The sequence below is a fragment of the Paenibacillus sp. G2S3 genome (assembly GCF_030123105.1).
In the GTDB taxonomy this organism is placed as follows: domain Bacteria; phylum Bacillota; class Bacilli; order Paenibacillales; family Paenibacillaceae; genus Paenibacillus_AQ.
The window spans coordinates 1498357-1523386 of the sequence record NZ_CP126095.1 but is presented as its reverse complement, the minus strand read 5'-3'; the positions used below and the strand labels follow the sequence as shown (position 1 = coordinate 1523386).

Annotated in this window: 24 protein-coding genes and 1 tRNA gene; 12 read left to right on the top strand and 13 right to left on the bottom strand. The window is 44.7% G+C overall.

All coding sequences use genetic code 11. The features are described 5' to 3' along the window. Nucleotides 1–10 precede the first annotated feature (10 nt). Entirely contained in the window at nucleotides 11–1585 is a 1575-nt protein-coding gene (locus QNH28_RS06800) for a PucR family transcriptional regulator (RefSeq protein ID WP_283910708.1), read from the bottom strand. A gap of 238 nt (nucleotides 1586–1823) precedes the next feature. Between QNH28_RS06800 and QNH28_RS06795 the strand changes: the two genes are divergently transcribed. Continuing rightward, nucleotides 1824–2207 (top strand): RidA family protein, encoded by a 384-nt coding sequence (locus QNH28_RS06795; protein WP_094871269.1) that lies wholly within the window; start codon nucleotides 1824–1826, stop codon nucleotides 2205–2207. A gap of 479 nt (nucleotides 2208–2686) precedes the next feature. Here the strand turns inward: QNH28_RS06795 and QNH28_RS06790 are convergent, their stop codons facing one another. Next, nucleotides 2687–3940, bottom strand: a complete 1254-nt coding sequence (locus tag QNH28_RS06790; RefSeq protein WP_349655038.1) for an amidase family protein — start codon at nucleotides 3938–3940, stop codon at nucleotides 2687–2689. Nucleotides 3941–4130: 190 nt separating this feature from the next. Continuing rightward, a complete protein-coding gene (gene ggt, locus QNH28_RS06785) occupies nucleotides 4131–5708 on the bottom strand; it encodes a gamma-glutamyltransferase (protein WP_283910707.1) in 1578 nt (525 codons plus the stop codon). Between the two features lie 207 nt (nucleotides 5709–5915). Between ggt and chrB the strand changes: the two genes are divergently transcribed. After that, nucleotides 5916–6494 carry a chromate efflux transporter ChrB gene (gene chrB / locus QNH28_RS06780; RefSeq protein WP_349655037.1) on the top strand — a complete coding sequence of 193 codons (579 nt, stop codon included), beginning with the start codon at nucleotides 5916–5918 and terminating at the stop codon, nucleotides 6492–6494. Beyond that, nucleotides 6494–7033 (top strand): chromate efflux transporter ChrA, encoded by a 540-nt coding sequence (gene chrA / locus QNH28_RS06775; RefSeq protein WP_283910706.1) that lies wholly within the window; start codon nucleotides 6494–6496, stop codon nucleotides 7031–7033. The genes chrB and chrA overlap by 1 nt, the downstream gene beginning before the upstream one ends. A 5-nt stretch (nucleotides 7034–7038) precedes the next feature. On the opposite strand, the gene QNH28_RS06770 is transcribed toward chrA, so the two are convergent. Next, nucleotides 7039–7416: a PH domain-containing protein gene (locus QNH28_RS06770; protein ID WP_042185757.1), complete on the bottom strand. Its 378-nt coding sequence runs from the start codon at nucleotides 7414–7416 to the stop codon at nucleotides 7039–7041. A 177-nt stretch (nucleotides 7417–7593) separates the two neighbouring features. Here QNH28_RS06770 and QNH28_RS06765 point away from each other — a divergent pair, with 177 nt between their 5' ends. From QNH28_RS06765 to QNH28_RS06755, 3 genes are all read left to right on the top strand, one after another. After that, nucleotides 7594–7761, top strand: a complete 168-nt coding sequence (locus QNH28_RS06765; protein ID WP_283910705.1) for a hypothetical protein — start codon at nucleotides 7594–7596, stop codon at nucleotides 7759–7761. A gap of 121 nt (nucleotides 7762–7882) precedes the next feature. After that, nucleotides 7883–9847, top strand: coding sequence for an ABC-F family ATP-binding cassette domain-containing protein (locus QNH28_RS06760; protein ID WP_283910704.1), 1965 nt, complete (start codon nucleotides 7883–7885; stop codon nucleotides 9845–9847). 26 nt (nucleotides 9848–9873) lie between these two features. After that, nucleotides 9874–10341: an ASCH domain-containing protein gene (locus QNH28_RS06755; protein ID WP_283910703.1), complete on the top strand. Its 468-nt coding sequence runs from the start codon at nucleotides 9874–9876 to the stop codon at nucleotides 10339–10341. A 100-nt stretch (nucleotides 10342–10441) separates the two neighbouring features. On the opposite strand, the gene QNH28_RS06750 is transcribed toward QNH28_RS06755, so the two are convergent. From QNH28_RS06750 to QNH28_RS06735, 4 genes are all read right to left on the bottom strand, one after another. Next, nucleotides 10442–10594 carry a hypothetical protein gene (locus tag QNH28_RS06750; RefSeq protein WP_156113065.1) on the bottom strand — a complete coding sequence of 51 codons (153 nt, stop codon included), beginning with the start codon at nucleotides 10592–10594 and terminating at the stop codon, nucleotides 10442–10444. Between the two features lie 200 nt (nucleotides 10595–10794). Further along, nucleotides 10795–11412, bottom strand: a complete 618-nt coding sequence (locus QNH28_RS06745) for an NUDIX hydrolase (RefSeq protein ID WP_283910702.1) — start codon at nucleotides 11410–11412, stop codon at nucleotides 10795–10797. A 32-nt stretch (nucleotides 11413–11444) separates the two neighbouring features. Continuing rightward, nucleotides 11445–12398, bottom strand: a complete 954-nt coding sequence (locus QNH28_RS06740) for a TRM11 family SAM-dependent methyltransferase (RefSeq protein WP_283910701.1) — start codon at nucleotides 12396–12398, stop codon at nucleotides 11445–11447. Nucleotides 12399–12440: 42 nt separating this feature from the next. Further along, complete coding sequence (locus QNH28_RS06735; protein ID WP_283910700.1) at nucleotides 12441–12836, bottom strand: winged helix-turn-helix transcriptional regulator; 396 nt, start codon at nucleotides 12834–12836, stop codon at nucleotides 12441–12443. Nucleotides 12837–12949: 113 nt separating this feature from the next. Between QNH28_RS06735 and QNH28_RS06730 the strand changes: the two genes are divergently transcribed. After that, nucleotides 12950–13633, top strand: a complete 684-nt coding sequence (locus QNH28_RS06730) for an SDR family NAD(P)-dependent oxidoreductase (RefSeq protein ID WP_283910699.1) — start codon at nucleotides 12950–12952, stop codon at nucleotides 13631–13633. A 158-nt stretch (nucleotides 13634–13791) separates the two neighbouring features. Further along, entirely contained in the window at nucleotides 13792–15147 is a 1356-nt protein-coding gene (locus QNH28_RS06725; protein ID WP_283910698.1) for a dipeptidase, read from the top strand. 143 nt (nucleotides 15148–15290) lie between these two features. Here QNH28_RS06725 and QNH28_RS06720 read toward each other — a convergent pair. From QNH28_RS06720 to QNH28_RS06710, 3 genes are all read right to left on the bottom strand, one after another. Next, nucleotides 15291–15364, bottom strand: a tRNA-Gly gene (locus QNH28_RS06720). A 164-nt stretch (nucleotides 15365–15528) separates the two neighbouring features. Further along, entirely contained in the window at nucleotides 15529–17655 is a 2127-nt protein-coding gene (locus QNH28_RS06715) for a putative bifunctional diguanylate cyclase/phosphodiesterase (protein WP_283910697.1), read from the bottom strand. A 326-nt stretch (nucleotides 17656–17981) separates the two neighbouring features. Next, a complete protein-coding gene (locus tag QNH28_RS06710) occupies nucleotides 17982–18941 on the bottom strand; it encodes an aldolase catalytic domain-containing protein (RefSeq protein WP_170880320.1) in 960 nt (319 codons plus the stop codon). A gap of 335 nt (nucleotides 18942–19276) precedes the next feature. On the opposite strand from QNH28_RS06710, the gene QNH28_RS29725 reads away from it, so the two are divergent. The 4 genes from QNH28_RS29725 (at nucleotide 19277) to QNH28_RS06690 (ending at nucleotide 21930) form a co-directional block, all read left to right on the top strand. Then, the gene (locus QNH28_RS29725; RefSeq protein ID WP_283910696.1) at nucleotides 19277–19447 is read left to right on the top strand and encodes a FeoA family protein; all 171 of its coding nucleotides are present in this window, start codon (nucleotides 19277–19279) and stop codon (nucleotides 19445–19447) included. After that, nucleotides 19444–21456: a ferrous iron transport protein B gene (gene feoB, locus QNH28_RS06700; RefSeq protein WP_283910695.1), complete on the top strand. Its 2013-nt coding sequence runs from the start codon at nucleotides 19444–19446 to the stop codon at nucleotides 21454–21456. The genes QNH28_RS29725 and feoB overlap by 4 nt, the downstream gene beginning before the upstream one ends. 44 nt (nucleotides 21457–21500) lie before the next feature. Next, nucleotides 21501–21680 carry a FeoB-associated Cys-rich membrane protein gene (locus QNH28_RS06695; RefSeq protein WP_076286329.1) on the top strand — a complete coding sequence of 60 codons (180 nt, stop codon included), beginning with the start codon at nucleotides 21501–21503 and terminating at the stop codon, nucleotides 21678–21680. Between the two features lie 103 nt (nucleotides 21681–21783). Next, a complete protein-coding gene (locus QNH28_RS06690; RefSeq protein ID WP_283910694.1) occupies nucleotides 21784–21930 on the top strand; it encodes a hypothetical protein in 147 nt (48 codons plus the stop codon). A 104-nt stretch (nucleotides 21931–22034) separates the two neighbouring features. Here QNH28_RS06690 and QNH28_RS06685 read toward each other — a convergent pair whose 3' ends face one another. Next, entirely contained in the window at nucleotides 22035–23540 is a 1506-nt protein-coding gene (locus QNH28_RS06685; RefSeq protein ID WP_283910693.1) for a leucyl aminopeptidase, read from the bottom strand. A 131-nt stretch (nucleotides 23541–23671) separates the two neighbouring features. Further along, on the bottom strand, nucleotides 23672–24775 hold the full coding sequence (locus tag QNH28_RS06680; protein WP_283910692.1) for an ATP-binding protein: 1104 nt from the start codon (nucleotides 24773–24775) through the stop codon (nucleotides 23672–23674). Nucleotides 24776–25030 lie beyond the last annotated feature (255 nt).

Sequence of the window (25030 nt, the reverse complement as noted above, 5' to 3'; positions counted from 1 at the left end):
AACCCAGACCTTAGTCCCGCCCAAGCATTCTCCGAAACATGAACACTAGCTTCAGCCTCATTAGATCATTTATTTTTTTAAAATCGACATCCAAGAGCTCACTAAGCTTCTCGATCCGGTAGGTAGCCGTGTTCCGATGAATAAACAGCTTTTTGGCTGTCTCATTGACATGCCCATCGTTCTCTAGATAAACCTCCAGCGTCCGTAGCATTTCTCGTACATACTCCGGCTCACGGCTAAGCAGCCCTCTAAGCGTTCCGTTGCAATATTTCTCCATGACCTCTGTCGGGATTTGCCCAAGAAGCAAGGAAAGCTCAAGCTGCCGGTAATGCACAACATTCCCATGCACTCCCTCAAGCTGAAGCATTCCCATACATTCCTTTACCTCCGCAAAAGCCTCCTTCACTCCCTCCGGCTTCACTTTACAACTACTTATCGCTGCTCGCGGATAATCTCCCTTGTTAAACTTCAGGTTGTCAAAACAAGCCTGAATTAGAGCCCGAAATTGCTCGGGACTCTGACGATCTGCCGGATAAATGGACAATAATCCTTGATCTACAATCATATGAATGGCCTTTAATTCCCGCAGTACGGGATGTTCAGTGTATTCTTCTTTTAATCTAAGCAGCTCACTTTGGCGTTCCTCACTCGTCGTAGCAATATCGGTTAATAAGAGACAGAATGGGGATTGAAGCAGCTCTATCTCCAGCTTTACAGCAGACTGTGCTAAATCGGAGTAAGATAAGTTACCACTCAAACAACGTCTCAGCAATCCGCTGAACTCTCTATGTTCTGCCTGTTCAAAATAATCCTCGTATCCTGAATGAATATGATATGAAATAAGTTCAGCGCCCTGAACGAACAAGCTCTCTTCCACCGGGAGCAATAAAGGGTCGATGGAACAATACAATAAAAATCCTGAGCACTTTTCTCCTTGCATTAGTGGTGTGCGATAACCCATACGATCTTCTATACGAAAACGTTGATTCCGTTTCTGCCAAGGCCACCCCTCCAGCAGCTGTGAGGTCTGATAATCAGAATTGTTGTAGATTACATCCCCGCGTGCGCTAACCACCACAAGTGAATGGCCAATCACTTCAGACACCGAGTCAAACAATGGACGGCTGCGGACTGATCGCAAGGCGAATTGCATCAGCTTTTTCTGCTTCTCCATTATGTTCTGCAAGACATTCGTACTCCGGCTAAGCTCGGCGCGAAACAGGCCATTCATCTGATCCGAAAAAGTGAACTGGAACGGCAACTGGATTAATGGGAAATTAAGACTCTCCGCTTCTGCGATTAGCTGCTCCGGTACTTCATCCCAAAATCTTCCCAGCTTAATGCCCAAGGCCGATGATCCCCTACGATTCAGTGTCTGCAGCAAAGCAGAGGCATCCTCCAGATTGTCCTTGATTAAATAGGCTGTCGTTAGCAGCATCTCGCCTTCTTTGATCCAATCCGAAATATCAGGTGCGTCCATCACATTAATCGATTTCACAATTCGATGTTTCCCCTTGGACCCCGCGATAAGCTTCGCCTCGGACAAAGGATAAATGGACAACGCTTCTTCAACCGTAAGATGCATGCCATCCCTCCTTTTAGGATCAATAGAACCACTTCTGATTTATAATGTTATTTTATGTAACATTATAATTAAAATGAACCTCCTTGAATAGAGTGAAATTAAATTTTAATGATTTTTATGTTAGTTAATATAACATTAAATGAGTGTAACTGATGAATTATTAATATTTAGCTGATAGTTCTCGTGTTAGAATTATAATAAGATCGGATAATATTAGAATGGATTTGGAGGGGATCTTTTGAGTAAAAAACAAGTGTTTACAGGTTCACCGTGGGAGTCGGTAGTTGGATATTCTCGCGCCATTCGAATCGGCAATCGTATCGAAGTCGCAGGAACAACAGCCATGCAAGACGGGGAAGTAGTCGGTGTAGGTGATCCATACGCGCAGACGAAATTCATCCTACATACCATCGAAAAAGCGCTAAACCAGCTAGATGCTGATTTGTCACATGTAATTAGAACAAGAATGTTCGTGACAGACATTTCCCGTTGGGAAGAAGTCGGCAAAGCACACGGTGAATTCTTCAAAGATATTCAGCCTGTAGCAACCATGGTAGAGGTAAAAGCACTCATTGATCCACTATTGTTAGTAGAAATAGAAGTCGAAGCATTCGTAGAATAGATCTTGAACGGGGCATGGGCACCTTCTTTGTGGAAGGTGCTTTGTTTGCATGTTCAGATAAAATGTGAGCGTGTCGCGGCTAACCTTAGTGGTGTGGGGGATTTATACCCCTCCTTCCGGCTATATCGTCAGAATGACTGGATTCTGGGGTACTTATACCCCTCTTTCCGACTAAATGAGCTTATTTCTTGGATTCAACGGGATTTATACCGTTCTTTTCAGCTATATAGGCCTATTTCTCGAATTCTACGGGATTTATACCGTTCTTTTCAGCTATATGAGCCTATTTCTCGGATTCAGCCGGATTTATACCGTTCTTTTTCTTCACATGGAGGTGTTTATTGAACCACTGGTCTTATACCAACATTTGAGCGCTGAATTTATCTTTTTACTCTAAGACATCATTATTGAACCTACTTCGCCACGTTCAGATCATTTTTTTAAAACCAATTTCATCGATCATCTCAAGAATCATCACCTCAAGGTCGCCGCCAAATCTCCTTCACCCATGAGAGCAACCGAAGATCCTGACCATATCCGGCGATAACGGACAATCCCAGCGGCAGTCCATTTGTAGAGAGCATAGGTAATGTTACTTGAGGTAGGCCAGCCAGTCCTGCTATACAGCTCAACATCATCGCCCCACTACGGTTCTCCTCCAATTGACGTAAATCCCCACCACGCAGCGGTGCAGAACCAGGTACTGTCGGAATCACAAGACAATTATCTTCTCCCAGCAGCTGGCACAACTGGGTAGAAATCTCCTTTCCCTTATTCTGAGCGATACTATGGTCCTTGCCCGCTAAGCTGGCAGCCCAAGAGAACCGGGCTGCAATATCAGGCCCAAAAACTGGCTTTACCTTCTCAATCCAGGCGCTATGGGTTGTCCAGATCTCATTGCCTTGTAGCACTCGAAAGACATCCATCCAGACTTTTAACCCTTCTCGAGCTATTTCACTTTTGAGGAAATGATCAGCACCAGTCCGCAAGCGATTCAATCCGTCCACTAGAATACTTACATCCTTGGGAGCCACTAAATCCCAACAGTCCGTAGCAACAAATAAAGTTCCCATGTTCTTTTGTATAGGATCTACTATGTTCTTTTGTAAATTATCCCTCAATTCTAAATTCCCATCTATGCTCATCGTTACTTTTTCATCCATGCGCCCAAACCCAAGCAAAACCTCCCCAACCTTCTGGAGCACATCCATACGATCCGCTATCCAGCCTACCGCATCAAATTGCGGCGACAATGGAATCACACCTTCCATATCCACAGCACCATGCGTTGGCCGAAAGCCATATACTCCACAATAAGCTGAAGGGACTCGAATAGAACCACCCGTATCTGTTCCGAGCGCAAAATCAACACTACCAGAAGCTACCGCTACTGCCGATCCACTAGAAGAACCGCCTGGGATACAGCCTGTGGCACGGGGATTTATCGGCGTCCCATAATGATGATTCTCACCACCCAGACTGTACATCAGCTCATCCGTATGAGTCGCTCCTCGAAGCGTCGCTCCCGATTGGAGCAACTGACGTACTACTGCCGCATGTTCTTTAGACGGATTGTGGCTCCGCAGCCAATCTGGATTACCAGCAGAAGAACTGTGCCCTGCTACCGCATACACATCTTTCACCGCAAAGGTCAGTCCGTCCAATATCCCGTTCCCTAAACATCCGACTGTTAGCTGAGGATCGATAAATGCACCATACCGATTATCCACCATATCCCCTTCCTCCTCCCCTCAACATCCCTTCTAAGATCTTAATCAACTCGTCTAAGATTCTAATCATCCTTCTAAAATCTCATGTCCAATAAACTAGGGCTTTCTGTTACACCTTTCTAAGAAGCCTTGCACTTCAAGGTGTTGCCTGCAACCTACCTCCGACCCAAATTCTTCCTACTCTCATCTCACCCTACCAACCAATCGCCGCGCCATCGCAGCGCGGATCCGTCCCTCCACTACGATACCCATTGTCATCTATGGAAATCACGTGGGCATGACCCACGATGCCGTCATAAGCGTCAACTTTTCGCACAGAATGACCGGCTCCTGACAGACCTACCAGCACCTCATCCGCTACCCTACCTTCCACCTTTAACTCCTGCGTAGGCTCCCCCCACGTTCTTCCCCACACAAATCGCGGCTTACTTACAGCCATTTGCGGGTTCATTCCATAATGCAGCATCCTTGTAAGAAGTAGCGTTTGGGTCTGCGCTTGACCTTCACCACCTTGCGTACCGTACAAAATCGCAGGTTTTCCCTCACGGCAGGCCATCGCTGGCATCAGCGTGTGAAAGCTGCGCTTATGTGGCTCAAGCGTATTAACATGCCCAGGGTCCAGCGAGAAAAATGAACCCCGATTCTGCAGCAGAATTCCTGTATTCCCAGCCACCACACCTGATCCAAACTCAAAATATAGACTCTGAATAAAGGAGACCGAATTCCCCTCCTCATCCACAACCGCAGCATATGCAGTATCACTGCCGATAGGCTGACTTGTCAGCTGTGCCGCTTTTTGCATCGAGATCGTAGGGGCTAGTTGCCCTGCATAGTTCTTATCCAGCAACTGCACCAAAGGAATAGCACTAAAAACCGGATCTGTAAGCACCTTATCCCGATCGCGAAAGCTCAGCTTCAGCGCCTCAACAAGCAGGTGATAATATTCATAAGAGCCATGCTCAATTTCTCCGAAATTAAAATGCTCCAATATATTAAGACTCATCAGTCCTGTAAATCCTTGTGAATTTGGAGGAACTTGATACACCGTACGCCCGTGATATTGCGTATGAATTGGCTCCACCCAATCCCCCTGATGATCCGCAAAGTCATCCCGTGTGAGATAACCCCCAGCTGCCAGCATATACACACAGATATCTTCTGCAATCTTCCCCTTGTAAAAAGCGTCCCGCCCACCCGCTGCCAACGTCCTCAGGGTTGTCGCAAGTTGTGTCTGCTGAAATCTCGATCCAGCAGACATAGCCACTCCACCTGGCATATAAATCGCCGAAGCCTCCGCCGACAACGCCGCTCCTGCAAGCAGCGTATTATTCCGCTGGTCCGGCGACAGCGGAAACCCTCCTTGGGCGTAGCCGATGGCTGGTTCTAGCACCTCCGCCAGCGATAAGCGGCCATACGTGCTCAGCATGGCATCCCAGCTATCCACCATCCCCGGCACAGTGATGGCGCTACGGATACCTCGCCTCGGGATAGCTCCCTCTCCACCAAAGCAACTCCTGCGAACTCCATAACCCGATCGTCCGCTTCCGTTATACGCCCGGACACGCGCCTCTTGCGCGCTATAGGTCAACCAAAACGAATCCCCACCCAGCCCCGTCATATGCGGGTAGACAACAGCGAGCGTAGCACTGACCGCCACTGCCGCATCAAAGGCATTCCCCCCTTTTTCCAAAATGCGTGCACCTGCAATCGAAGCTAAATAATGAGGACTGACGACCATTGTTTTGGTGCCTATTACAGGTTTCTCCGCCATGCTCCCCATCTCCCTATAAACTTTTCACTCATTTAATGTCATTTAACATTACATAAAAATCCCTTGTCAATCGATTACACTAACCCGCAAAATTAACATCTTTTTTTTGTGATCCATGCACAAAGATTAGTTAATTGCTAGTCAACCTCGTAGCTTCACACATATGAATTGTATAGAATGAGCTCTAAAAACAAAGGGAGGTTTCACGTGAAATCCATCCATAAAGACTATGTACAATTAGCTATCGCCATGTTCAGAACTGGGATTATCGGCTATGGAGGAGGACCTTCCGTGATTCCTTTGATCCGGCATGATGCGGTAACTCGCTACACTTGGCTAAGTGATGATGAATTCGGGGAGACATTGGCGATTGCCAACGCTCTACCGGGACCTATTGCCACCAAAATGGCGGCTTATCTCGGGTATAAACTTCGAGGAGTTAGAGGGGCTTTACTATCGGTTCTGGCACATATTTTACCTAGCTGTATGACTATGGTCATACTTTTATCGGCTGTGAATTATTTAAGTGGATCAAAAGTAGTAGCTGGAATGATCGCGGGGGTATCTCCTGTCATTGCTGTCATGTTAGGAATAATGGCATATGAGTTTGCGCAAAAAGCCTATAAAGGGCTAGGAAAATATCTCAGCGCTGTCTTCATCCTTATCGCCTTACTTCTGCTACAAATAATTCACATACATCCAGCTATCGTAATCGTACTTTTTCTTGGATACGGAGCCGTTCATTACCGGATCATCGCAAAGAAACAACAAGGAGGATCAAATTGATGGACTGGCTAGAGCTCATATACGGATTTTTCATGGCGAATTTGCTTGGATATGGCGGTGGTCCTTCCTCTATTCCATTGATGTATCAAGAAATCGTTCCCCATTACGGCTGGCTGACCGATGAACAATTTTCTAACATGCTTGCACTTGGCAACGCTCTGCCTGGCCCGATTGCTACCAAAATCGCAGCTTACGTCGGCTATGATGTCTACGGCTGGTTAGGACTCATCGTAGCTTTGTTAGCAACCGTTCTCCCCTCCGCTGCAGCGCTTATTATCCTGTTAGAGGTCATGCAAAAATACAAGCAATCCCCCGTAGTGAAAGGGATGACATTGCTTGTTCAACCAGTTATAGCAGTTATGATGGCTGTACTCACTTGGACAATGGCCAAAGGTCCTGCGGACTCCATCGGAATCTGGCAGACACTACTCATTGCCGCAATCGCATTTTGGGCTATCAAGCGGCTTAAGCTGCATCCAGCCTTAGTCATCTTAGCCGCTTTTGTCTATGGTGGTCTGGTACTCCGCTACACTGTCTAACTAAACTATTTTAAAATATATTGTGATAATACCGCCTGTACCTCATAAATATTCACGGATTTATTAAAGGTCTTCTTGAGCGGCATAGTGCTGCTAGAAATATAGATACATAGCTCCGCATCCAGATCAAAGTGCCCTGCCGTCTCCACGGAATAATGCGAGATGCTTTTGTATGGGATGGAATGATAATCCGTCTTTTTGCCCGTCAGTCCCTGTTTATCCACCAGAATCAATCGTTTGTCTGTAAAAATAAACATATCTCTAATCAGCTTGTAGGCTCGTTCAATTTTCTCTTGAGGGGCAAGAATTTGTGCATATTCCCGCTGTACCTCCGCTAGATTTACTTGTGATGCATTACCCATCAATCCGTCAAAAAGTGCCATATAACCTCCCCTTTTCATCTGTTATTTTTTAGTGACCCGCCCTCACATATAACCATATTATTCCATAATTCATATTCTATGCCGTGTAAAACTTCTCTCTGCCATCTTTTTACTTGCTAAATTTCCGAATATTGTTTACACTGTCATTAAATTTGTTAAGAAAGGGGTGTGGAAGGAATGGATCACAATTGGACCAACAGTGTTATGAGTCGGCTACCTAAAGCGATAGCTGGCATTGCTCATGTAAATGGCGATAACGGGAGAAGTCTGTCCATTTTTATGAATTTAATAACACTACACAATTGTGAAATGCCTTTCCTGCCATCACCCGGACGGATCAGTTAACCGGAGAATGATAAGGCCGTGGGGAAATTTCCCTACGGTCTTTTTTTATGGTTTTTTACAGAATTCCAGTTTCGATTTAGGGTTCTGGCGGTACAAAGGGCATTCTTAAAGGAGAATATATATGATTATTCAATGCCAAAATGTTCAAAAATACCACGGTGCACAGCTCGTATTAAATAGCATTACCTTCGATATCCGCCAAGGAGAAAAAATCGGTCTCATCGGTCGCAATGGTTGCGGTAAAACTACGCTTTTCCACCTGCTGAATGGCGAAGAGCGCCCCGATCAAGGGCAAATTTCAATTCGCAAAGGTAGCGTAGTTGGTATGCTGGCTCAAATTCAAGAGGTTAACGAAAAAGAAACCGTATATGAGGTTCTACAACGTAGTTTTGCTGAGCCTCTGCAGTGGCAACAACGCCTGCGAGAGCTGGAGCTTGAAATGTCCACCTTCAATACCGGAACGGATGAAACACTATGGAATCGCCTGCTGAAAGAATATGGTAGCCTTCAGGATAAATTTGAGACCGCAGGAGGCTACGAAATTGAATCCACCATTCAGCGAGTTGCCTCTGGTCTAGGAATCGGAACTGGGCAATATAACCGCCTCTTCACCTCTCTTTCAGGTGGTGAGAAGACTAAAGTCGGACTCGCAGAGCTGCTGCTACGTAGACCTGATGTACTTCTACTCGATGAGCCAACCAATCATCTAGACATGAACGCCATTGAGTGGTTAGAGCAGTACTTACAGAGCTATGACGGTACAGTGCTTGCCATTTCCCATGATCGCTACTTCCTGGACGCTGTAGTCAAAAAAGTGATCGAGATTGAGGATGGCGAAGCCTTTACCTTTCATACCAACTACAGCGGCTATCAAGTAGAGAAGGAAACACGTCTACTTCAACAATTCGCTGATTATCAAGAGCAGCAGAAAAAAATAAAACAAATGCAGGAGAGCATCAAACGCCTCATCGAATTTGGGAATCGTGGGACTCCCCCTAACCCTGCCTTTTACCGGAGAGCAGCTTCCATGCAAAAAGCACTGGATCGTATGGTGAAGGTTAAACGTCCTATTCTGGAGCGCAAATCGATGGATTTGCAGCTAGAACAAAATGATCGCTCCGGGAATCAAGTCGTCATTCTAGAGGATATCGGTAAAGCCTATGGAGAGCGAAGCCTGTTTACAGATGCAAACGAAGTACTTCGCTACGGAGAGACTACGGCACTTATCGGTGGTAACGGAGCAGGGAAAAGTACGCTTTTAAGAATTATATTAGGTCAGGAAACGCCAGACACCGGAAGCTGCACGCTTGGTTCAAGAACCGTTGTCGGCTATCTCGCGCAAGAGGCTGTCCCTGACAATAACAAACAATCTGTACTCCGCTACTTCCGTGAAGAAGCCGGACTAGAAGAAGGAGAAGCTCGCGGGCAGCTTGCACGTTTCCTGTTCTATGGTGCTGATGTGTTCAAAGACATCACGAATCTATCCGGAGGAGAATGGACCCGCCTTCGTTTCGCTGTGTTGATGCATCGCAAACCAAACCTGCTGATACTAGATGAACCAACGAACCATCTAGATATTGACTCCCGTGAGGCACTAGAGGAAGCGTTAGAGGAATTTCCAGGTACAGTACTGGCCGTTTCACATGACCGCTATTTCATTAATCGCCTGTTCCATAAGCTCTGGTCCATTGAAAGTGGACGATTTGGAGTCTTCAACGGCAATTATGAGTATTACAAGGAGAAGCAAGCTGAACAGGCATTAGCAGCATCAGCCTCTATTTCTGATCAGCCTAAGCCTTCCTCTTCAGATGGAACCACTGCACGTTCCGGTAAGCCTCAATCTAACGGTTCCGTGAATGGCACCACGGCTAATTCGTCCAGTTCCCGCAAGAAAAGTATCCACTTTGATTGGGAAAAGGCTATTGCAGAGGTTGAGGAGCAGCTTGGAGAAATCGATGCCAAAATGCTAGATCCACAGATCAGTAGCAATGCTGCAGAGCTCGCCGAGCTACAGAAAGAACGCGATACGGTGCAAGAGCAACTAGATGAGCTTTATGCGGGCTGGATGGAAACTGCTGGACACTAACGTTTATTCAACGAGGAGATACGAATATGAGCAACGAAACGAAGATTAAGCTTTTTTGGGAAGAATACACCCAGCTTCATCCACAAGCAGCAGATAACTACGAAGCTTGGGCCTTTGGCGACAGCCCTCAAATGGCCGATGAACTGCTGGATCTGGTGATCCGCGGGATTAAGACAGGAACCGCTTCGAACTATGAAATTTATGCAGTCTGTGACGAGACCTTACCGGAAATTGGTCGACACAGTATTTTGCTGGATGGTCATGGTAATCCGCAAGCCGTGATCGTTACGACAGATGTGCAAATCACACCCTTTGATGAGGTAGGCGCTGACTTTGCCTATAGCGAAGGCGAGGATGACAGAACGCTAGAGTCGTGGCGCCATGAGCATGAGATTTTCTTCAGCAGAGAATCCTTAACTTTCTTGAAGAAGCCTTTTGATCCAAAGATGAAGGTAGTTTGCGAGAACTTTAGACTGGTATATTCGAAATCTTGAGAAACTCAGGAAACTAAAAAGGCGGCCCTTCCGTTACGAAGAGACCGCCTTTGATGTATACTATACAACTAATAGAGTTAGATAATTATTAAAATACGGCTCAGCGCCAAAACCCCAGAATCCAGCCAATCACAGAGATCCATAACGGAATGCTGATTAAGATACCCCAAACCAGCCCAGTGGCAATATTGCCCTCTGCAGGACGCACTACATTTTCCTGTTTCAATGGAATGCTCAACTCTTCTTGTTCCATGCGATCCCCTCCTAAAATTCTTATCGTCACAGTAGAGGAAAAAATGTAGACCGCTCGACCCAAAAACCTAGAATATTGACTTTTTTTAGATATAAAGGCTCAGCGGTTCAACATTGTAAGTGCTTACACAATAGTTATTACCCATCATTTAAATCATTAAAAACATCACTTTACGGAAGTCATACATCATATGCAAATTCTTAGTCCAATATTACTACTTTTTCTGGATTTCGTAAATATTCAAACATCGTCCGAATCTGCGCCTCTGTATTCCTCTCTACTGAGAGCTCAGGCAGTTCATCTTCAGCAAAAAAAGATACTTCACTCGTCTCCACCCCTCGCATCGCCTCGCCGCCTACAATTCTGCACAAAATAAAAAACTTGTACACGTGATACGGCTCCGGAGGATGGTTATGAAATTTCTTATCTAGAACAGCAAGCAAGCGAATTGCTTCTGTCTCAAATCCTGATTCCTCTTGAATCTCCTTAACAACGACTTCACTCGGTGACAGACCGATGTCTCCCCAGCCCCCGGGAAGCGCCCACTTTCCATCCAATTTCTCGCGGACAAGCAGAATTCTGTCTTCCTGAAAAACAACACCGCGGATATCCACTTTCGGCGTAGAATAGCCACCATCACTAGCAAAGGAGAGTCTTATTCTCTCCTTGCTTTCGTACGTATAATTAGCGAGGATATCCACACTTAGCTCCCGCAAAGCTTGATACCGTTCTATATCATAGACATCTTTAGCATAAGTTAGTCCAGTCTGTGCGATGGCCTGTATTTCTTTAGCCCAGGTTAACCATTTCTGCTCCATTGCTGCACCCCTTTTAAATGACTTCATTAGGATTACTGGCAAAGCATTAAATGACGGGAGAACAAACCTTTTTTAGCTTCACAACGGTCGATTATAGTAAATCCAGCTTCAGTGATCATCTCATCCATCGGCTCAATCGCAACGATAACCACTCGATCTGCAATACGGCGTGCATTCACTAGAATCGCAAACTGTTCCTCAGGTGTAATACTAGAATATAGATTATAAGGCATATCTACAATAGCTACGTCGTAATGTTCTGTGATATCAGCAATATCCCCAAGCGTTACCTCACTTGTGAATCCAAAATGAGCAATATTCGTTCTAGCACCGATAGCGATCTGTGGGTTAATGTCACGTCCGACCATATTGATTCCCATCGACAGGGCTTCTACCATTACTGTTCCGATGCCGCAGCAAGGATCGATCGCTCTTATCCCTTCCGGATTCGGAACGGCTATATTGACCGCAGCTCGGGCTACTCGTGTGCTAAGCGCGATAGAGTAGCTGCGTGGCTTTTTCATTTGACGGAACCAGGTGGCTTTGTTCTTATGATAAGATCCAAAGTACCAACGACCGCCCAGCGTAACAATACCGTATACCAACTCAGGATGGTTTACATCCGCTTCCCCTTCAATACGCAGCCCGATTTCTCGCTCGATCACTCTACGCTCATCATATTCTATTTTGTCCGCAGGGGATAGATCATTGGTCTTCACAAAAATAACCTTAAACGTCTTACCGCCAAGCTCCACCTGCTCCGTCTGATCATAAATCTCAGGCAAGCTATCTCCCTCGTACATGACATCAATTCGTTCTTTAATGAAGGGACTACGGCTTACATCCACCTCTACCTCACTCTTAAAGATTGAAGAAGGCACTTCCTCACCAAAAAGACAACGAAGCTCCATCTGGCATAGAGATAACTCATCCTCTGAACAGGTGTACGTATATATAAATGTGTTCTTTCCACTTTTCTTTTGCAAAATAATCCATCCTCTATCCCAGTAAATTGTACTCCTAGCTTGTTACTCTTGCGTTTCGTGCTGACTATCATACCCGATACGCGCTTTGGCGATTTCAGCGTTGTTTCTATTGACCCACTCTACAAGAGCGGTTAGAGGATCCAGTAAGGACTCTCCTAAACTCGTCAGACCATATTCAACAGTCAAAGGTACCGTAGGTGTGACTTTACGCCAAACTATACCATCTCTTTCTAAATGACGCAGGGTCTGGGTCAGCATCCGTTGTGATATACCACCAGAACGCCGCTGCAGTTCTTTAAACCGCAATGCTTCTGCACCCAAATTGACAATGATGAGCACACTCCATTTGTCCCCAACCCTGTCGAGAATTTGGCGGGTAATGGAGCAATCCTCCAGCGTCGGCATGAGCCGAATGGGTTCGTCCATTGAATGTTCCATAGTGGTTACCTCCATGTTACTAAAGCATCTAATAGTGCCTTCTTGTCCCTTAAGCTTAATCAGTCTATCATGGTTACTGTTAGTAATCAACAACCGGAAAGGAACTATTAATTATGAAAAAAACGATAGCTATCCTGGGTGCTGGCCCGGGCTTAGGACTCTCCATCGCCAAAAAATTCGGAGCAAATGGATTTCAAGTCGCCTTAATCTCTCGTAATGCAGATAAATTAAATACCCTCGTAGAAGAGCTTCGATCACTGAATATCGAGGCCGCTGCTTTTCCAGCAGATGTATACAATAAAGAACAAGTAATTGCTGCCTTCCGCGACATCAAGGCGAAATACGGCTTTATCGATGTGCTTGAGTTCAGCCCTACAAGTGGCAACTACCCGCCTACTCCAGCTTCTCAAGTTACTGAGGAGAATGCACTAGATGCTTTCCAAGCTCTGGTTGTAGGCGCGATCAGAAGCGTAGAGCAAGTATTGCCTGAAATGCTGGAGAAACGCAGCGGAGCGCTACTATTCACCACCGGTCTGTCCTCCATCTATCCGATGCAGATGATGGGTAATGTAGGTATCGCACTAAGTGGACTAAGAAATTATGCCCTCAATCTTCATGCTGACTTATCTCCTCAAGGAATCTATGTAGGACATCTTGCTCTAGGCGTATTTATCAAGCCAGGCACAGCTACAGATCCGGGGCTCATTGCTGACGCTTGGTATGACATGTATGTAAATAAAGACAAAGCGGAAGACACTTTTCCTCAAGGTGTGACGCCGGCTACAATCATCTGGTAAGTTATTTATCCGATCGCTTTTGATCCATAGTGAGTTCTCCAGTATAATGATTCCTATAGAATGCTAAACAAGACGGTCACGCATGGCGATGAAGCTCATGCCCAGGCGCTTACGAAGCCGGTTTTGCGCAGCAAAACTTAAGGAGGTACATACTCACTATGTCATACGAAACGTATTTTTCAACACACCGGGATGAACATCTCGAAGAATTAAAACAATGGCTCAAGATTCCAAGTATTTCTGCCTTGTCAGAGCATAAGGACGATGTACTAGCTGCAGCCCATTGGCTGACAGACACACTAAAGAAAGCCGGACTTGAGAACATTGAACTTCATCCCACAGCGGGACATCCCGTCATATATGCTGACTATCTTCATGCTCCGGGTAAGCCAACCATTCTTGTATACGGACATTACGATGTGCAGCCAGTAGATCCGCTAAATCTGTGGACCACGCCTCCATTTGAACCTGAGATCCGTGACGGCAAGCTGTATGCACGCGGAGCAACGGATGACAAAGGACAAGTGTTCATTCACCTCAAAGCGATTGAAGCGATTCTGAAACAAGAAGGCACTCTTCCTGTTAACATCAAGCTCTGCATCGAAGGCGAAGAAGAAATCGGTAGCGCAAATCTCCCTCCATTCCTGGAAGCTAACAAAGAGAAGCTGGCTGCGGATGCAGTACTAGTCTCCGATACTTCCCTGCTGGAACGTGGTCGCCCTGCAATTTGCACAGGACTACGTGGCCTAGGATCACTTGAAGTGAGCGTAACTACAGCTCTTACAGACCTTCACTCCGGATCTTACGGCGGTGGCGTTCCAAATGCACTGCACGCTCTCGTGTCCTTGCTCAGCTCCCTTCATGACGACAAAGGTCGTGTTTCTGTTGAAGGCTTCTATGATGGTGTACCCGAACTTTCTCCAATGCTTCGTGAGGAATTCGTGAAGCAAGGCGTAAATGAAGATAAAATCCGTGAAGGACTTGGACTCGATGCATTATACGGCGAAGAAGGTTATTCCTTTGTAGAACGTATTGGTGCTCGCCCAACACTTGAGCTTAACGGTGTCTATGGCGGTTTCCAAGGCGAAGGTAGCAAGACGGTTATCCCGAAAGAAGCACATGCCAAGATTACCTGCCGTCTCGTTGGCGATCAGGATCCACAGCATATTCTTGATGCTGTTGAGGCGCATCTGAAGGCTAATATCCAAACCGGAGCGAAAGTACATGTGAAGCAAATGGAAAAGGCACGTGCCTTTAACATCGATCCATCGAACCCTATACTGCAAACTGCAGCAGACGCTTACGGCAAAGTATACGGAACCCGCGCCCTCTTCACCAAAGACGGTGGCTCCATTCCGATCATGGAAAGCTTCTCCCGTGTACTTGAAGCACCAGTGGTCCTGATGGGCTTTGGTCTTGATGATGAGAACCTGCATGCACCGGATGAGCATTTCAACCTGGAGAACTTTGATAAGGGACTGCTCACCATTGTTGAGTTCTTGAAGACTGTTTAAGAGAAACAGGTAGTATATAAAAAGGCATGCTCCTCTTCTTTGAGGAGCATGCCTTTTTGATAATCTACGATCAGTTCATAACACAATCATCTACCAAAACATAAAAAAATCCTTGCATCGCAAGGATTTGGAAGTTTGAATTATGGAGCGGGTGATGGGAATCGAACCCACGCTATCAGCTTGGAAGGCTGAAGTTCTACCATTGAACTACACCCGCATAAGAAGTGAGTACAAGAGATATTGTATCACCCCCAGAAATAAAAATCAACATTTTTTTGTTCAAGCATAAACGTCCTCGGCGTCCTTATAAGGACGCCGAAGGCGTTTATGCGAGAAATATAAGACATAGAGTATGGTGTGAAACTTATACTTTCTTATATTTTACAAGGAAGCGCCGAGCGGAGCCTTTTTTAAAAATATTGCCTCAAATTCGTCCGCTTGAATAGGTTTACTAAACAAAAATCCTTGAGCTTCATGGCAATGCTGCTCGCGCAAAAACTGCAGCTGCTCCTTGTTCTCCACCCCTTCTGCTGTAACCTTAAGCTTCAAATGATGCGCCATAGAAGTAATCGTGGAGACTATAGCGGCATTATTACTATCCTCCATCACCTCGGAGACAAACGATCTGTCAATCTTCAGCCTGTCGATCGGCATATCCTTCAAATAGTGCAATGAGCTATAGCCTGTACCAAAATCATCGATGCTAATGAATACGCCTAGATCCTTCAAGCGCTTCAGCTGATCAAAAGCCGTTTCTTTGTCCAATGTCATACTCTCTGTAATTTCAAGATCGACATAACTTGGATCCAATCCAATATCGCTTAGAATGGAATGAATTTTACCAGCCAGGTTCGGCTGAAGGAATTGACGCATAGATAAGTTGATAGAGACGCATATCGGCTGGTAGCCTGCTAGCTGCCACTGTTTAGTTTGAAGACATGCCGTCTTCAGTACCCATTCCCCAATCGGAACAATCAGCCCACTATCCTCAGCTAATGGAATAAACTCATTAGGTGAGACAATTCCACGCTTCGGATGATTCCAGCGCAATAAAGCCTCCATACCTACAATCTCTTCCGTCTCCAGCTGCACCTTTGGCTGATATAAGAGATAGAACTCATTACGCTCGAGCGCTCTTCGAAGGTCATTTTCCAGCTTCAGTCGTTCCTTTGCCTTCATCTGCATGGCTGGGATGTAACGACGAATCTCCACTCCCTGTTCCTTCGCATTATGAACCGCAGTATCTGCATTTTGAATTAGATGTTCAGCAGTTTCCCCGTCACCAGGATAAATACTCATCCCCAAGCTAAGCGAGATATGGTACTCGCCAGATTCTATATTTACGGGTGCTTCAAATAATCTAAGTAACTCAGTAGCTCGCGCCAAGCATTCTCCAAGACTTGCTCTTTCTGTCATTAGAAAAGCAAACTCGTCCGCTCCCATGCTATACAGCTCTTCACTCGGTCTAGCTTCATTACCAAGCCGCTCGGACACCAATTTTAATAAAAGGTCTCCGGCATAATGTCCTAGAGAGTCATTTATATTCTTAAAATGATTAATATTCATAATGGCCAAAGCTGAGAATTGATCGCATGTGTCCGTCTCTCCAGCATCAATCATTTCTTCTACACGCTGTGTCAGCCGACGTCTATTTGGAAGTCCTGTTAAATCATCATGATACGCCAAATAATTGATCCGTTCTTCAGCCAACTGTTTCTCGTAAAATGGCTCTTCAATCGTCAGGCGATACACGCCGGTAAGCAACTGGTAATATGCAACTCCGCTACATAACATCCCAAAGAGATCATCAATATTCCCGCCACTTAAGGGAGTCATAAAAAAAGCCTGGCCTAGCGAGAAAAAGATAAGTGCCCGAATAATCACAAGCAGCGAGGCTGACTTTTCATTATGCCCAGGAAACACGATGACAGCAACACCTGCTAAATAAACAAAAAGCACTGCCAGATCAACGAATTGTTTAATTGTACTCATCCAAGGCTTAGTAAATAAATCTGGCACTGCCGAGTGGATAAAAACAAATAATGCGATAAAGAGCACAATCAACATGAAGGCGATTCTGAATACATTTCTTTTTTCGATAACGGTCACAGGTTTGTCTTCTCTACTAAAAATAAACAATATACCCAGCCCGCTGGATAGTCGTGAAAAGGTAAGCAGCCACCTTGATTCCTCAGGGGTTATAAACGATGAAATCAATGGAAATGCTACAAAACCAAGTGTATGCAAGAAATCAATAATACATATTCCACCAAAAAGAGCAGCGACATATAATCTTCCTTTAGATAATCTGCTAGAGAAAAACAACCAGCCCTGTGCAAATATCGCAAATCCAAAAGCGACTGTACAGCAGCCAACAATGAGATAGAGTGCAGAAACAATATCCCAATTGTCCAATCGGTTTAGCGATGTATGGAAAATTTGAATGAATAGGAACAGTAAGGCTCCTATTATAGCCGCTTGAATTGTCTTTTTCTCTTCTTGTCTCATAGGTCCCTCGCGTCTGAAAATGATGTCGATTATTAAGCAACTATGTATAGTCTTGTCCTATGTATAAATATCGGCTAGATCGGTCTTTAAAGTTACATTTCTTTTTGTGAGGTAGTATTTTTATAATGATTATTCACAAATCTTGCATAAATATAAACCATTTTCTTCAAGCAGGCAAGCATAAATACCTTCAGGCTTCTTATTAGAACGGTAAGTATTTTTGCGAAAAATGTAACAATAATTTATCAAAGAAATTCACAGAATTTTTATTCAATAAAAAAAGCACTTCCCCCTACGAACGGGTTCAGTGCTTCTAAACAACAGATTTATTTATCGCCGAAGTTAACCTCTGGCGTTGTAAGCTTATCATAGAAATCAACCGCTTTATCCTTATCCGCTGATGCGCGAAGCGCCATAGCCGAACGTGGATGCTCATCAAGCGTTCCAGTGATCATGTAAGGAATGATATAGCCCCACTCTTCCTTTTCACGTAAAGGAATCATCAGACGTTCAATAATATCAATTACAGGACGCAAAGTGTAGCGTGTATTCTTCAAATGAGTCACAAGCAGCTCGGTAGGACAATTTCCGGCAGCACGTCCCATTCCATAACAGGAAGCGTCCAGCAGCTCTACACCTTTCTCAGCAGCAATCAATGTATTGGAGAACGCCAGTTGAAGATTATTATGGGTATGAACGCCCAGGCGTTTGTTTGGCAGATGAGTCTTGAACTTCTCAACCAAGTAATTGATATCATTGTGATCTAGACTACCGTATGAATCCACAATGTATACCACATCAACTACGCTCTCACGAATCATTTCGAAAGCTTCTAATAATTCATTCTCCATTACATTAGACAAAGCCATAATGTTGATCGTTGTCTCATAGCCTAGATCATGGAATGTTTGTACCAGCTGCAAGGCTTTCTCCACATCTTTGCTATAACAAGCCACACGAATTAGATCCAGCATACTTTCGCTGCGAGGTAAAATATCATTCTCATCCACACGACCGATATCAACCAGAGCGGAAAGCTTAGTATGTCCCTTTTGCGGGATAACCTTACGTAAGAAATCATCGTTCAGAAAACGCCATGGTCCAGCACCTTCTGCTCCTTTGAGCAGTTTAGGGGAGTTCTTATAACCGATTTCCATATAGTCAACACCAGCCTCATTCAAGCCGGCATACAAATTTTGCACAAATTCCACACTGAAATCCCAGTTGTTAACTAGCCCCCCATCGCGAATGGTGCAGTCAACAATCTTACATTGATTAGTCTTCATAATTATCTCCCTTCAATTCCTGCAATCATCGTATCCGCTATTGCAATCATTATAACCTCTAGCATAGCTTTACTATGCAATTTATATCGTTCAATCATACTTTAATGAAGAATAAATTGTAAAGGTATTTCGCCTTTAGCACTTTAAAGTAATTATCACAGGAGGTCAGGGACAAATATCACAGTATACAAACACTTAAAAATGCTACATTACAAGAAAACAGTTGAGATTGATTCTCAATCTCTTTTGGAGGGATTACAATAGCTACTTCTACCTGCTGTTCCTTACTGGAATTACAACCTGGTGCTGCTGGAAATATTCATAAAATAGAAGGAATGAACCCCATTCTACGCCGTCGTCTTGCTGATCTCGGAGTGTCAGAGGGTGTGAGCATTCGTCTTAAAGGAAAGGGACCTTTTTGGGGACCGATTACACTTGAATGTAACGGACAGCTGTTCGCCATCCGCCGAAAAGAAGCTTCCCTGATTGAGGTGAACGTATCTTGAGTTCTATAGCTCTTGTAGGCAATCCCAATACAGGGAAGACCTCTCTCTTCAATACATTAACGACTTCATACGAATATGTAGGAAACTGGTCAGGGGTTACGGTTGAGAAAAAGATCGGAAATCTGAAGAACGGGGCAGGCAAGCTCATTGATTTGCCCGGCATCTATTCTCTTCACCCACTCTCACGCGATGAAGGGGTCGCAGCCCAATATCTTATAGAAGAATCCCCAGAAGCATTGATTAATATCGTGGATGCCTCCCAGCTGGAACGTAATCTGCTGCTCACACTTCAACTACTTGAGTATGGCAAGCCTACTTTACTCGGTCTTAATATGATTGACGTCGCTAATGCCCGTGGTATTCGTATCAATCAAACCCTTTTACAATCAAGATTGGGTGTAACGGTCCTCCCCCTTATAGCAAGAACTGGTAAAGGCAGCGTACAGATGCTCAGCATCCTAGAGGAATCGTCAGCAATTCCTGCTGTAAAGTTCAAGCTAGATTATGGTGAGGTAGTCGAACGAGCAATATCTTCTATAGAAAAGGAATTACGTTCTATAAAAGATCTACCCAATCATCGTTGGGTCGCTCTACAGCTAATGGAGCAGAATCCCGTTATACTTCAGTTCCTGAAATCACGTATAGATGTTACGAGACTGCTGAATATCTGTGAATCTTGTCAGAGTGAGCTACAAATCAAAAAACTCGCCCTGACACTCCCGCAATGGATTCGCTCGAACCGCATGGAATACATTCGCAATATTTGTGCCGAAGTCCTTGATACGACAGCTCAGAAGCCCCATAACTTGACAGAAAGATTAGATTCGGTGCTGACCCATCGCTTTTTGGGACTGCCCTTATTCATTTTCTTTATGTATGCTCTCTTTAAGACTACATTTGACTGGGTTGGCGGCCCCCTATCGGATATCGTAGATGGCTTGATTTCCGGCCCTATTAGTGATGGAACAAACTCGCTGCTTCAGACCATTGGTGCCTCTAGCTTCACGCATGCATTAATCGTAGATGGCATCATCGGTGGCGTAGGCGGTGTACTGGTGTTTGTTCCGCAAATCTTCATTCTCTTTTTGATCATTTCCTTCCTGGAGGATTCCGGTTACATGGCAAGGGTCTGCTTGTTGATGGACAGCACCATGGAAAGAATGGGACTGAACGGAAAAGCATTCATTCCCTTCATCATTGGTTTTGGTTGCAATGTACCAGCCATTATGGCGGCGCGAAGCATCGAACAGCCCAAAGACCGTATGCTGACAACCCTGTTAATGCCGCTGATGTCTTGTTCTGCAAGATTACCTGTTTATGCATTATTCGCAGTTGTATTCTTCCCTGAGCAACAAGCGTTTGCCGTTCTCTCTATGTATGTTATGGGTATTGTTTTTGCCCTAATTCTTTGTAAGGTATTCTCTAAATACTTATTCAAAAATGAATCCTCCGTCTTCATCATCGAACTCCCTCCTTACCGTATGCCGCAGATCAAAACCTTATCGCGCAGCACTTGGGAGAAGGGCAAAGGGTTCCTTCGTAAAGCGGGAACGATTATTCTAGCTGGCTCAGCAATTATTTGGTTTATGTCTTATGCTGGTCCTGGTGGATTTGATGTTGAAATGGATCATAGCTTCCTAGCTAAATTCGGAGGCATGATTGCACCACTACTGGAACCGCTTGGTTTCGGAACGTGGCAGGCTGGCTCTACCTTGGTTCCAGGATTTTTAGCGAAAGAGGTCGTTGTGTCTACGATGAATATCATTTATCACGCACCGGACACCGCTGGATTAGAGAATCAAATCTCACAAGTCTTTACACCGTTGAGTGCAATCAGCTTTATGGCCTTTATCCTATTATATATTCCTTGTCTGGCCACTGTAGGGGTTATCAAAAAGGAAACAGCCTCTTGGAAATGGACTTTCTTCTCCATTGGCTATTCTCTTGCTCTGGCGTATATCGTATCTTTTGTTATTTTCCAAGGTGGGCGATTACTAGGCTGGTCGTAGAACTTGTAATTTGTTGATTCTCTTAATGAAAGTGGGGCATCGTAATGATAAATGTTCTAATCGTCACTCTAATCTTCGGTTATTCAGGCTGGATCATCTATCGACATGTGCAAAAGGGCAAGCAAGGCGCTTGTGCTGGCTGTGATAAGGGTAAGACCTGTTCAGCAGCGTCTTTAGATTCTCCCCTCTCCTGCTGCTCAACACCTGTTAACAAGAAGAAATAGGCTTGCTCTAACCGTTATATGTAAGGGTTCATAGTTTAGCTTTCATAGCTTTCGGGTATGTTTGTTATAAGCAACTACAGACTATACCAAGGAGGTAATCACTATGAATACAAAAAAAAAATTTTTCACAACAGCCGCATTGGGCGTAGCCTATTTACTGAAGAATAAGGGAACTCGTGATAAAATTATGAACGGTATACAATCCTTTACTGCCCAATCGAAGGCTAAAAAATCCAGTGGCACTAATTAATCTTTATCATTGTTACAAAGCAAAGAAACCTCGCCTTTGAAATGGTTGGTCATGCATCCATTGTCCTAAGGCGAGGTTTCTATTTGTTGTTTATGAAGAGCCAATCATTCGCTTTCGCTGAGTAACCACTGAACTATTGTGCGAACCATGACACCTGTACCGCCTCTAGGATTTACTCCACGTTCTTTAGATAGGAATGCTGTTCCAGCAATATCTAGATGTATCCACGGCAGACCTTCCGCAAACTCACCTACGAATAACCCAGCGGTAGTGGCTCCCCCGAATCTTCCTGCGGTGTTACGGATATCGGCCACTTCACTCTTAAGCATTTCGCGGAATTCCGGGTAAGCCGGAAGCTGCCATATTTTTTCGCCTGAAACGTTAGCTGCTGTCAGAAACTGCTCCATAAATCCCTCGTCGTTAGTAACAGCGCCTGTAGCTATATCTCCCAATGTCGACAACACTGCACCGGTCAGCGTGGCGACATCAATAACACGTTTCGCTCCCCATTCCCGGGCATAGGTCAATGCATCCCCAAGTACAAGTCTGCCTTCTGCATCGGTATTCAGTACTTCTATGGTTCGTCCGCTCATAGACGTAATAATATCCCCGGGTTTAAAGGCATTAGCAGAAGGCATATTCTCAGCGGATGGAATGACCATTACAACATTAATTCGTGGACGTAACCGGCCGAGTGCCTCCATTACTCCAAGCACAGCCGCTGCGCCCCCCATATCACTGATTAGCTCTTCCATGCCTGGGGCTCTTTTTAAGGAAATTCCCCCTGTATCAAAAGTAATCCCTTTACCGACCAGCCCCACTACATTATCCCAGTGCCCCGTTCCTTGGTAACGGATGACGATCATTCGCGGAGGGTTTACACTTCCTTTTCCGACTGCGAATAATCCGCCCATTCCTTTTTGCTCAATTTCCCGTTCGTCCAGCACTTCGGAAGGAAATCCATAACGTTCAGCAACTTCTATAGCGGCCATAGCAAGGTCAGATGGAGTCAGCAGATTGCCGGGCATATTCGTCAAGTTCCGTGCTAGATTCGTAGCCTCACCAAAAGCCAGCCCTCTCTGCATGCCCAGATTCCAGTCACGCTCGAAAGTATCTTCTGGCTTCTTCTCCATAGTGAAAATAACCGAGTTTGGACCTGTATATTGGGATTGCTCCTGCTTATATGTGGGACGACGATAGGAACCGAGTAACAACCCCTCAGACAACGCGTAAGCAATAGATATTATATCCCTATCTAATGTTAGCTCCTGAACACCTTCAGGCACCTGAAACACTAGCTGTATCGCCTTCAATCGAAGTGCTGCACGTGCTGTCTGAGCCGCCATTTGACGTAGATCTTCAGTCCTAAGAGATTGGTCCCCCTTTCCAACCAAAATAGCCACAGGACAACCGGATGGATGATCTAAAGGTAGTACATAAGTCTGATTCAGCTTCCCACTAAAGAGACCTGTTTTCCCTAATAAGCGAATTCTGTCATTCCACCTCTCTGAGAGGCCGCCATGTTGGACCTCCGACTCAGAGATGATAAGGATAAGGGCATCACCCTGTATTTCATTAATGGCACTGCCACTTTTAAATTCTAAATTCATTGTGTCTACCTCCATTTGTCCCCCAAAACCAATCCCCATTGTAACATAAGCAAGGCTGATCTCTGCATCTGTATTATCCGCAGGGATCAGCCTCTTAAACACTTTATATTCTAATCGAATGTACTAATGGATTAATGAATTAATGGCAATGAGATTACAAAATGAGTACCTTCATTAACTCTACTACTGACAGAAATGCATCCGCCATGATTTTTGATGATTCGGTCACTCACGGAAAGACCTAGCCCTGTCCCATTCTCCTTAGTTGTAAAAAATGGACTAAATAACCTGTCCAGTGTACGGATATCCATTCCCTTTCCGTTATCAGAGATGAACATACGGACCTCAGAACCCTCTCTGTGGGCTCCAACCTCTATTTTACCCATTAGACCATCTGCTCTATCCGCAACGGCCTCCATAGCGTTTCTAATCAAGTTGAGGACTACCTGCTTCATTTGTTTTACATCTCCAGAAATCATCATATCCTCCTGAAATGGATGTAGATTGATCTGGCAACCTTTCATCAAGGCTTCACTCTCTGTAAGCAGCACAACCTCCTTGAGCAAGGCTGACACAGGAATCATTCCCACTTGAGGAACTGAAGGCTTGGAAGAGGTTAGAAATTCATGGATAATATCGTTCGCACGATCGATTTCTGCCAAAATAATCTTGCCATATTCCTGCTTCCCAAGCTGCTGTAGATGCGGGTGAAGCAATTGAATAAATCCACGAATTGCGGTTAAGGGATTCCGGATTTCATGGGCAATAGATGCAGATAATTTACCTAGCATAGCCAAACTATCGTTCTGGTAAGCCGTTTGCTCAATCAACTTATAATCGGAGATTTCTTTAACTGTAAACAAATAACACCCCTTCATTTGTTCTCCACAGCATAGTGTAACCTTCCAGTACCGGCCATACTCGTCTAAAAACTCATAATTAGATTTTCCTTTGTATACCATCTCTCTATAGCTTTGCAGTACTTGCTTTTTCTTAAAGCGGCTCAGTCGAACGTTAGATAACAGGTGTGATATTGTACAGCCAACAAGGGAGTGACGGGTTAATTCAAGCATCCCATACATTTGCTTATTTACAAAACTTATAACTCCCTCTTCATCAAAAAGCATGATTCCGCTGTCAATATTCTCTAGTACATCCTCGTATGTAGTATCCACAGGTCCTGATTGATAGGTTCTTCCCGGTAATAGAAGACTTTCTTGATATTGGCTAATCACGATACGAAGTTCCCCCTTTTACTGCATTTGACGAAGACGCTAAAGCGACATCAAATTACTATGTATTTGAGTATATGACGAAGCCGCCAGAACATTCGGTAATCGTTGCACTTTTTCCAACCGGTTCAATTATATTCCAATCATATCCAAGTGAAGTAGACAACGCAATCAGAGAAACTGTCGAATGATAAAAAAATTCATAAAATGATTCCAAAGACATATAAAATATCACATCAAATTATATTTATCACTATT

Bases quoted from the DNA above. Each gene is read 5' to 3' on its own strand.
- QNH28_RS06800 (WP_283910708.1), bottom strand. From the start codon at position 1,585: ATGCATCTTACGGTTGAAGAAGCGTTGTCCATTTATCCTTTGTCCGAG.
- QNH28_RS06790 (WP_349655038.1), bottom strand. From the start codon at position 3,940: ATGGTGGATAATCGGTATGGTGCATTTATCGATCCTCAGCTAACAGTC.
- ggt (WP_283910707.1), bottom strand. From the start codon at position 5,708: ATGGCGGAGAAACCTGTAATAGGCACCAAAACAATGGTCGTCAGTCCT.
- chrA (WP_283910706.1), top strand. From the start codon at position 6,494: ATGGACTGGCTAGAGCTCATATACGGATTTTTCATGGCGAATTTGCTT.
- QNH28_RS06770 (WP_042185757.1), bottom strand. From the start codon at position 7,416: ATGGCACTTTTTGACGGATTGATGGGTAATGCATCACAAGTAAATCTA.
- QNH28_RS06765 (WP_283910705.1), top strand. From the start codon at position 7,594: ATGGATCACAATTGGACCAACAGTGTTATGAGTCGGCTACCTAAAGCG.
- QNH28_RS06760 (WP_283910704.1), top strand. From the start codon at position 7,883: ATGATTATTCAATGCCAAAATGTTCAAAAATACCACGGTGCACAGCTC.
- QNH28_RS06755 (WP_283910703.1), top strand. From the start codon at position 9,874: ATGAGCAACGAAACGAAGATTAAGCTTTTTTGGGAAGAATACACCCAG.
- QNH28_RS06750 (WP_156113065.1), bottom strand. From the start codon at position 10,594: ATGGAACAAGAAGAGTTGAGCATTCCATTGAAACAGGAAAATGTAGTG.
- QNH28_RS06745 (WP_283910702.1), bottom strand. From the start codon at position 11,412: ATGGAGCAGAAATGGTTAACCTGGGCTAAAGAAATACAGGCCATCGCA.
- QNH28_RS06735 (WP_283910700.1), bottom strand. From the start codon at position 12,836: ATGGAACATTCAATGGACGAACCCATTCGGCTCATGCCGACGCTGGAG.
- QNH28_RS06730 (WP_283910699.1), top strand. From the start codon at position 12,950: ATGAAAAAAACGATAGCTATCCTGGGTGCTGGCCCGGGCTTAGGACTC.
- QNH28_RS06725 (WP_283910698.1), top strand. From the start codon at position 13,792: ATGTCATACGAAACGTATTTTTCAACACACCGGGATGAACATCTCGAA.
- QNH28_RS06715 (WP_283910697.1), bottom strand. From the start codon at position 17,655: ATGAGACAAGAAGAGAAAAAGACAATTCAAGCGGCTATAATAGGAGCC.
- QNH28_RS06710 (WP_170880320.1), bottom strand. From the start codon at position 18,941: ATGAAGACTAATCAATGTAAGATTGTTGACTGCACCATTCGCGATGGG.
- QNH28_RS29725 (WP_283910696.1), top strand. From the start codon at position 19,277: ATGAACCCCATTCTACGCCGTCGTCTTGCTGATCTCGGAGTGTCAGAG.
- QNH28_RS06695 (WP_076286329.1), top strand. From the start codon at position 21,501: ATGATAAATGTTCTAATCGTCACTCTAATCTTCGGTTATTCAGGCTGG.
- QNH28_RS06690 (WP_283910694.1), top strand. From the start codon at position 21,784: ATGAATACAAAAAAAAAATTTTTCACAACAGCCGCATTGGGCGTAGCC.
- QNH28_RS06685 (WP_283910693.1), bottom strand. From the start codon at position 23,540: ATGAATTTAGAATTTAAAAGTGGCAGTGCCATTAATGAAATACAGGGT.